Origin of the sequence: Dictyobacter arantiisoli, from assembly GCF_008326305.1 — a bacterium.
GTDB lineage: Bacteria > Chloroflexota > Ktedonobacteria > Ktedonobacterales > Ktedonobacteraceae > Dictyobacter > Dictyobacter arantiisoli.
The window spans coordinates 1-8,613 of the sequence record NZ_BIXY01000143.1 but is presented as its reverse complement, the minus strand read 5'-3'; the positions used below and the strand labels follow the sequence as shown (position 1 = coordinate 8,613).

Genomic DNA, 8,613 nt, shown 5'->3' with positions numbered 1-8,613 from the left:
CTACCACCATAGATCCTTCCTCTAGTCATGAGGTCAAGCCCCTCGTTCCTCATCTCCGCTTGGAAAGTCCTGGCCGTGATGGGAAACCAAGCACCATCTACACGGCTAAAACGAATCAATGGAGTGATGCGGCGCGAAAGCTTCATGCCATACGAGCTGCTGCTGGGAAAGCTCCACTGAAGCCAGGCTGGAATGAAGTATCGCAGAAGCGCCGTGAGATAGGGGGATCTATTTCTTTACAAGACGCATATAGACAAGGAACTAATATAAGACACCTACAAAATGTTTCAGCGAATGCTCTAGAAAACCGTCAGAAAAAAGAAGAGAAGCAGAAAGAGAAGAGAAGAAAGAGAATAAGAGAAGGAACATCCTTCTCCCAAGTTCAAGATGAATAGCAGGCTGATCATCTCCCAATAGCGTGGAGGGCTCAAAGGTGGAAAATGGGCTCATGTCAGCGTCTCAGCCGCAACATCACAGGACTATACAGCGCGATTGAAAGCTCTTGACATAACCTGTAAATTCCAACATTCAATTATCCTGGTAAGCAAGCGATTCCAGAGTGGTTTGCCCACCAGGATAAATGTTGTAAAAGGACCAGTTTAATGTTGGGATTTACACTCCAGACGCCCATGCCCTTTGTTGCAGCTGCTGGCAGTCCGCCAATCGAGGCAATCACGAGCACGAGGAGGATCGTGAAAAAAGAGCGAGATGTCTTCATAGAGCGTTGGTTGATTCTGCTTAATTATCAACAGATACTCACCTCCTGAGGCGATGACTTCCTGACAAAAACTCCGCTGCGTGTAGAGCGCATCGGCACTGATGATACGTCCTTGAAGCAAGGTGGGAGTGAGAAAAGACGTCATATGTGTCAATTCATTCGCTTTCTCCGCAACCATCTCTTCCTTGAGGACAATACCTGTCTGTGCATCATATAAATTCATATGATGCCTGTTCTTTCTTCTTTAGGACTTCTGGGAGGGGAAGGGAAAATTAAATAGCCCTGTCATGGTGAGGTCACCCCTTGACACCTGCTCCCGTCTCTCGTAGCTCCTGCGGGGCGAGCTTTGTGGACGACTCCACCGTAGAACGGTGGCCGCTACTTTGGTTCTCCCCGTCCCTTTTCATTTGTTAAAGATCATGCGGCGGCGAGAGGGAGGGAAGAGATCGGGGCACAGCCCCGAACCCCAGGTTAAGGGTTGCACCCTTAACAATCCCGCTGCCCTTTGCGCCTATGGGGGTGGCTATGCGTTAGCCATCAATGCCAGGTCCCAGGGTATAGGTTGTGTCAAAAGAGGAGCGATAGAAGTCAACTGCCAGATCTGCGTTGACAGTTGTTTCATTCTGCACCCGTGGCGCGAAGAGTTCGATGCCGCTGTTGGGGCCGTTATTGATAATACCAACCAGGATATAGTTGGCGGGGTTGGTGACCCAGTACGGTCCCTGACTGCCCTGATCAGGGTTGCTTTCGAACTGCTTCAACTGTGGACCCGCCCCGGCTGAGACCAGTATGCCATGGATACTCATATCTGGCGTGATGCCGAAGTCCGCATCCAGGCCAAAGCTCGCCAGGATCAATACACTGCCCGCTGGAAAGGCGCGCAAGTCTCGCGCAATCTCCTCATACATATTGCGATATCCAACGACAGGCTCGGCTGTGGTCGGTATGCCATAGTAGCGGTTCAGCAGGATGCCTTCGGGCTTGATGAGATTTTTGTTCTCCAGCACCACGACTTGATAGCCCATCGGACTGCTCGGAGCATCGACCGGCAAGAGTTGTTTGCCCAACGTAATGACCGGAGGGGCCGGATTAGCTGGTGTGTAGGATACTTGCGAGCGTGTCTGAATCTCAAGGCGCGGGCGCAAGACACTGGCGTAGCGTTGCCATGCCTCATAGACCGCCGTGCTTTTGGTGCCACAGAACTGCCAGATCCCTTTTAAGCTAAAGTCAGTGACGGAAGGATGGGCCTCAACGCTGCTGGACCAGTTTTGCAGTTTGGCGAGAATTGACGTGCTGGGATTCCAGGGATCAACGTCCTGCACATCCTGGATGGCGGTTAAGCTTCCACCGTTGGCTTTAATGACCGTATGGTTGCGGGCACTTTTGGAATAGTTTTGCCAGGCGACGCTCGCCTTTGTGTTCGCGCTCAGGCTGCCGGTCTCAAAGAGGGCTTCATATTGCGCCTGAAACAGCGCCTCCACCGATTGTTTGCTCAGCGTCTCACTCTGGCTGATGGCGATATACAGCTCGACGGAGCCGCCCAGCACGATTTTATCGGTATAGTAGACTCCGAAGTCCTCAAAAAAGCGACTAAAGGTTGAGAGATTGTCATCGGTCACCTGATCAGGGAGTTGTGTGACGCGCTCGGCGAATTCTCCTTTCACATAGGGCAGGTAATCAAGCAATTGCAACACGGCGACCGGATAATGGATAATGGTGTAGGCATACATATATTGGGAATTGGCGGAAAACTCGCCAGCATAGTCGGCCTGCATCTCACCGCTGAACGCGCCTGCGGATGCGCTCACTCCCAGGTGGGCTGCAATATTATTCTGGAAGCCTTCACGCGAAAGAAAGACGCCACTTTCAGCGTAGCCCTGCGTATTTTGGATCGCCTCGATGCCCGTTGGCACCAGGTAATCCTTCCCGATCAGGGTAAACGTGTAGGTATCGGCATCGGTGAAATCCAGCAACGGCGTGATCAAGCCATCGGTTAAATCGCGTGGCCCAAAGATGTTGAAGCCCTGACCGACAAAACCCACCTGTGAGAGGACCGGGGTACCACTATCAGTATTGGCATCAGTATAGCTGGCTTCACCAGCATCGATGAGGTCATTGTCATTGTTGATTGCATCGCTATTATCAGTAGTGTTGGTCGTATCGGTATCCTGCAAAGGATTCTGGTCTGAGAAAAGCATCGGTATACTCCTTTAGTTGCTTTGATTTTCCAATAAAACATGGGTAAAAGCAGGGCGCAGGGGCAGCAGTCCCTGACGGAGCGCGAGGTGTCCTCGCAACTCCCCTCTTCCACCACCCGGAAGGATGGAGATGACAATTAGAGGACACAGGTTACGGGACAATGATCCGAGACGCTATAGATTTGTTGAAAGGTAAAGGGCTTGAGTGGTGTGGTGCAAATCGCAATACTATTCTTGAGTGTTGCATTATTGCGGAGACTGTTTCCTACCAGCACTTTGTCGTAACGAGAATCGCTGATCAGGAAATCGCTCCAGTCAGTGACGGAGGTCAGGGAAGGATTGCGAAACACAGTGCCACGGTCGGGACCTTTTGAGGCATATTCTGACCTTGAAACACTGACATCGACATTAAAATCGCCAACAAACAAATCCAGGCCGGGAATAGTTTTTAAGACGCCCCAGGCAGCAGCTATCAGGATAGATTTGTCCGAAGTGCTGGGCGGCGCATGCCAGACGCCGATCTGGTAGTTCTTCCGGCCGATTTTAACCGAGGCTATAGCTGGCTTACGCAAACTACTATCCCAGGATTTGGCGGGAGGAATTGCCAGTGCTGCTACCCCGGTAACATTGACCGTGCCCTTTTTCCAGAAGATCAGCGTACTGTCAGTTTCATTCCCCAGTGCTGGATTGATGATATAGTTACTATCCCATTTGGCAGCCCCAAGGTCCTGTACGACGCTATCGGCCAGGGCACCAGCGGCCAGCGAGGAAGCTGGACCCTCAAGAATGAAGACCAGATCCGCGATTGCGAATACTTGCAGGATGATGTTCCGTCTGGTTTGACTATTCCAGGTGTTCAGGGAGAACTGTTTGATGTTCCATGAGACGATGCGTACCAATCTGTGTAACCTCCTTTTCGCATTGCTGTTTCGACGTCACCCAGGTTTGTGGGGACAGTTCAAGTATGCCGCAGTCGCGCATCGAAAAGAAGATCATCTACTAGTCATCTACTAGTCTTGTTTTTTGTGCTTCATTGATTTCGAGTTCGCGCTGGGCTAGCGCACTCGTGCGTTGATCGTTGACCGCATGGAAGGTTGTGAGAGCCTCGTTGAGCAAGCGCCGCGCCTCATCCCACTTTCCCTGTTGGCGAGATACTATCCCCAGTTCGTATTGTGCCATTGCCTCCTCACGTCGATCATGCAGTTCATGCAGGGTTGTCAGGGCCTCGTGTAGCAGTTGAGAGGCTCGTGCGGGATCATCCTGAGCGCGTGCCAGTGCGCCCAGTTCACGCAGTGCAATAGCCTCCTGACGCCGGTCTTTCAGTTCTTGAAAGAGTGCGTAAGCCTCCTCTAGTAGCTGGCTGGCCTGTTCTAAATGTTCTTGCTCGCGTGCATGGATACCTAGCTCACCCAGCGTCAGCGCGATGGTATGCTGATCGCCAATCTCGCGTAGCATACGCAGTGATTCCTGGAGTGTGCGTTCCGCCTGCTCAGGCTGTCCCTGTTCCCACTGCAACGATCCTATCCCATGGAGAACCTGGGCGCTACTGCGTCGATCCCCCAAATGTTCAAAGATATCCAATGCCTCCTGATAGAGCTGGTGGGCCCGTTGGAGATTTCCCTCATGGATCGCGACAATGCGGCTCAAGTTGCCCAGGCTCGTTGCGACCCCGCGCTGATCGCCTACCTGCCGGAAAAGCAGCACGGCCTTTTCATAGCATTGACGCGCCTGCTCAGGCTGCCCCTGATGCCGTGCCAGAATGCCCAGGCCATTGAGCGTGCGCGCGATTTCACGCTGATTGCCGAGCTGCTGAAAGGCGGCCAGAGCCTCTTCGGTGAACTGGCTGGCCTGCTCGGGTTGTCCCTGTTCACGGGCCAGGATGCCCAGATTCCGCAAGGTCGCGCCTATGCGATACTGATCTCCAAGCTGATGGGCAATAGTGTGTGCTTGCTGGAAGAACTGCTGTGCCTGCTCAGGTTGTCCTTGCTGTCGTGCCAGCGTCCCCAGTTCCATCAATATCTCGGCCACCAGCCCATCCAGCTGATCCTGTTGTGCCAGAAGGAGTGCTTGCTGCCAATGAGCTGAGGCCGATGCATAGTCTGCGCGCTGCTCAGCAATTTTTCCAAAGTTCAGCCACGCCGTAGCCTGGCTCTCCACATCTTCCAGCGCCTGGGCGGCATCCAGAAAACGTTGCAGATGAGTTGCGGCGACCGTATAGAGTCCACGTATAATTAATAAGGGGGCGAAGGCGCGCACGCCTTGCAGCAAAGCAGGCAGCATCTGCTGCTCAAACGCAATCTCCAGGGCCGCCAGTATATTGTTGTACTCGTGGCTGATAGCTCCATCGTCGTTGACCTGCGTTTCCACATATGCCACGTAATAGTGTACGAAGCGATCAGTGACCTGGCTATCCGTCAACTGTGTGCGCGCATAGTCCGCGATAGTCTGGTGGAGCGTGTAACGTGCGGGACCGCTACTCTCCAGCAGCCCGGCGTCCATCAGCTCATCAAGCGCCTCCACTGGCAGGGCGTTGATGCGTATGGCGGCCTCTTCGGAAAATGTATTCGGTTTGGGGGGGAAGATCGCCAGGGCGCGCAAGGCCGTCCGAGCACGCTCGCTGATCTGTCGATCACTCATGCCGATCACCGCTTGTAGCGAGAGCGGCGTGCTGGTTGAAAGATTGGGATGGGCACCGATCAACGCCTGGGGCTCGCTCAGTTGCAGACGCTCATCGACGTGTCGCAAGCGTTCCAGGGCTGCTCGTAAGCGGCGCGGCTGTCCACCGTAGGTCTGCACGCGCAAATAGTTGCCGAGCAGCGTCAGGGCCAGTGGAAGTCCTCCCACGATTGCCGTCAGTGCCTGCACCTCCTCTGGTTCAGCCTGCACCGCCTCAGGAGCCAGGCGCATCAGCAGCAGGCGAGCATCGCTATCCGCCAGCTCACGGACAACAACGGCTTTTTCAGGCGCAAAGCGCTGCGCAATCTCCGGGAAACGCGTAGTGACAAGATGCGTACAATGCATCCCTCCTACCTGCAGGGCCAGAGCATGCTTGAACTCCCAGGCATCATCGATAATAAGGAGCATATGCCTCTGCCCGATGGTGGCATGGATACACTCGGCCCAGGCTTCAGGATAGTTTCGCCGCAGCGGATCGGGAAGCGTACTGTTCAAGACCAGCGCCCAGTGGTTCAACTGTCCCATTAAATCCGTTTCATAGCCGAGCCCGGCCCAGAGTATGCCATCGCTAAAATGTGCCCGGACCTCCTCATCATATGCCAGAGTGGTTGCCAGAGCCGTTTTGCCGACTCCCGGTAAACCATTAAGCGCAAGGTGTGACACCGGCTTTCCCGCACCTGTGAAGAGCTGTTGTTTGAGCTGGCGGAGCACTTCATCGCGCCCCACCAGACTCTTCTCATTCGCCGGTGCAGGTGGGATGGCTGGATCAAACAGCGCTTTGGGCGTGGCTGGACCATCCTCCTCTGGTTGGACAGTTGCCTGAGCCTGAGCCTGATCAGGGACTTCAGACTGTTTCGGCATGAACAATCCAAGCTCGGATAGATCCGAATCAAAGAGAGTGGAGAGCTGCTGGCGAAAATGGGGACTTGGAAGCGTGGCCCCACGTTCCCAGCGACTGACAGTGAATGCATCTGTGCCCACTTCTTGCGCGACATATTTTTGTGACCAGCCTCGACGCTCACGGGCTAGCTTGAGCTGCATATTGGGCGTAACTTTCGTTATCTCTTTCATCATTGAATTCCTTACATCACTTAGAGATGTGTATTGTAATCGTTGAAAAGGCTGGAACGGCATGGTCTGTATATGATTATCTATTATGTTAGACGCTGAAGAAAGGGAAAATTTTCTGATTCAGAAAGATTCAAAGATTCAAGGCACTCAATTTTATGCTATGCTACAGGCGTGCATTGTCCTTTTCTTTATAAATAGTCGCTTCCTTGCTTCTCTGGGCGCGAAGCTGGTCGGATTGGATGCTGTTTGAGCGAACCACATGCAGGAGCCTGTTTATGAAGGCGGATGCACATTTGCTGTGGGATCTGCTCTCCTATGGGGGAGGATCAGGGTTTTCCAAAAGATAAAGAAAGATTATAACGTATGATATCGCTGGTTGAGGGGGCCGCTCAGGTGGCCCCGCTGGTCCACGGCTTAATTGTGGCCCAGATTGTTTTTATTTTGATTGTGCTGATTTCAGCAATTGTGGCGATCTATGCGGATCTCAAGGTGTTGCGCAAGCGGCGTGCCAGCGGCCTGCCGGGACACTGGTATACTCGTCCCACGCTTCTCTTTTGTGTTGGTGTCACGCTGGCGATGGTTGCAATATTTATCGACTCGGCCACCACCACGCATTTCTTTCCCAACAACTCATTCTGGAATCTACTCGACATTCTTCTGCTATTACTGGTCCTGCTCTCCATTCTCAGTGGCTTTATTTTTGCATTCCGCAATTCCAGAAAAAAAGATAAATGAGAAGGTACTTGTTAAATTGTATTTCCATATTTGAGCGTAAAGCATGGTTCAAACAGGTGTGACAGTTGTGAACGATGGAATTATCCAAAAATAAATCCTGAAGCCGCTCAGGAGGCCCTCTCAAGATTTATTTTTCACAGTGTGGATTGTTCAAAGTTGTCACATTGATCTGAGCTCATTTTGAACCATGCCTAAACAAAAGAATAGCAATGAATAAGTATGGAAAATTGAGGAATGAAAATGTTTTATATTGCACTTTTGCGTGGGATTAACGTGGGTGGGCACGTAGTGAAGATGGAGCGGTTGCGAGAGCTTTTTACTGAACTGGGATTTACAGGAGTTCGGACATATATTCAAAGTGGGAATGTGTTCTTTGAGACTGGACCAGCAAGCGAGCAGCTGGATCGTGCGACGTTGATCCAGTTGATTGAGGAGCATCTGTACGGGGCGCTGGGCTATCAGGTTCCGGTATTCTTGCGTACGATCGCTGAGTTTGAGCGGATGCTGGCACTTGAGCCATTTAAGGCGTTGCAGGTGACGGCTGATATGCGCCTGTGTATCGTGTTCACGAAAGAGATCATCCCTGATACGCTTGCGTTGCCGTTTCGTTCGCCTAAGAATGACATGGAGATCGTCGCGGCCACAGACCACGAAGCCTTTGTCGTCTGGTACATCATCAATGGTCGCCCGCCTGTTGCCCAGGGATTCAAAATATTGGGGGACAAGACAACAACACGCTTCATCCACACCGCAGCCAAAATCCTCGAAGCAGCGAAAAAAGGCCAGCCAAGCCCGACAACCGATTGAAGTATTACAGAAAAGGCCCAGAAAGCCCTCCGTTTTGAAACGGGGGATGAATGGGCGTTCCTTTGTGGGAGGGATAGTGGGGCAGGCTCATCTCGCATCGCACCCACCTCTCTGAGAGTGCTCTTTCCTCCTCTCCAGAACGTTCGCAGTTCGAGTGGGTTCCCTTTCATCAATCAGGTCCTGTCTTCTTGACCGGTATGAACAGGAGATGCTAAGATAGTATCAGAAGAGAGACGAAGAGATGTGAACCAGAGGAGTGGCGGATGTTGACGTACGAATATAAACTGCAAGGGAATCGGGCACAGTATGCCGCCATTGAAGAAGCTCTCCGCGTCACGCAATTCATTCGCAACAAGTGTCTTCGTCTCTGGATGGATGAAAAAAGGATCGCGAAGAATGACCTGCAGG

At 52.4% G+C, this 8,613-nt stretch carries 6 protein-coding genes and 2 pseudogenes; 4 read left to right on the top strand and 4 right to left on the bottom strand.

Going from position 1 to position 8,613, the window contains the following annotated elements; genetic code table 11:
• Positions 1-395: hypothetical protein (locus F1593_RS28720; protein WP_172632476.1), on the top strand; the 395-nt coding region annotated here is incomplete at its 5' end.
• Between the two features lie 204 nt (positions 396-599).
• Here F1593_RS28720 and F1593_RS26515 read toward each other — a convergent pair.
• The 4 genes and pseudogenes from F1593_RS26515 to F1593_RS26500 all read right to left on the bottom strand — a co-directional run.
• Positions 600-947, bottom strand: a pseudogene (locus tag F1593_RS26515) (ISAs1 family transposase); the annotation flags it as partial.
• A gap of 301 nt (positions 948-1,248) precedes the next feature.
• On the bottom strand, positions 1,249-2,916 hold the full coding sequence (locus tag F1593_RS26510; RefSeq protein ID WP_149404566.1) for an MAC/perforin domain-containing protein: 1,668 nt from the start codon (positions 2,914-2,916) through the stop codon (positions 1,249-1,251).
• 137 nt (positions 2,917-3,053) lie between these two features.
• On the bottom strand, positions 3,054-3,815 hold the full coding sequence (locus tag F1593_RS26505) for an exonuclease/endonuclease/phosphatase family protein (RefSeq protein WP_149404565.1): 762 nt from the start codon (positions 3,813-3,815) through the stop codon (positions 3,054-3,056).
• Between the two features lie 100 nt (positions 3,816-3,915).
• On the bottom strand, positions 3,916-6,666 hold the full coding sequence (locus F1593_RS26500; RefSeq protein ID WP_172632475.1) for a helix-turn-helix domain-containing protein: 2,751 nt from the start codon (positions 6,664-6,666) through the stop codon (positions 3,916-3,918).
• 360 nt (positions 6,667-7,026) lie between these two features.
• Between F1593_RS26500 and F1593_RS26495 the strand changes: the two genes are divergently transcribed.
• The 3 genes and pseudogenes from F1593_RS26495 to F1593_RS29515 all read left to right on the top strand — a co-directional run.
• On the top strand, positions 7,027-7,398 hold the full coding sequence (locus F1593_RS26495) for a hypothetical protein (RefSeq protein WP_149404563.1): 372 nt from the start codon (positions 7,027-7,029) through the stop codon (positions 7,396-7,398).
• A gap of 240 nt (positions 7,399-7,638) precedes the next feature.
• The gene (locus F1593_RS26490; RefSeq protein WP_149404562.1) at positions 7,639-8,205 is read left to right on the top strand and encodes a DUF1697 domain-containing protein; all 567 of its coding nucleotides are present in this window, start codon (positions 7,639-7,641) and stop codon (positions 8,203-8,205) included.
• A 263-nt stretch (positions 8,206-8,468) separates the two neighbouring features.
• Positions 8,469-8,613 (top strand): annotated as a pseudogene (locus tag F1593_RS29515) (RNA-guided endonuclease InsQ/TnpB family protein); the annotation flags it as partial.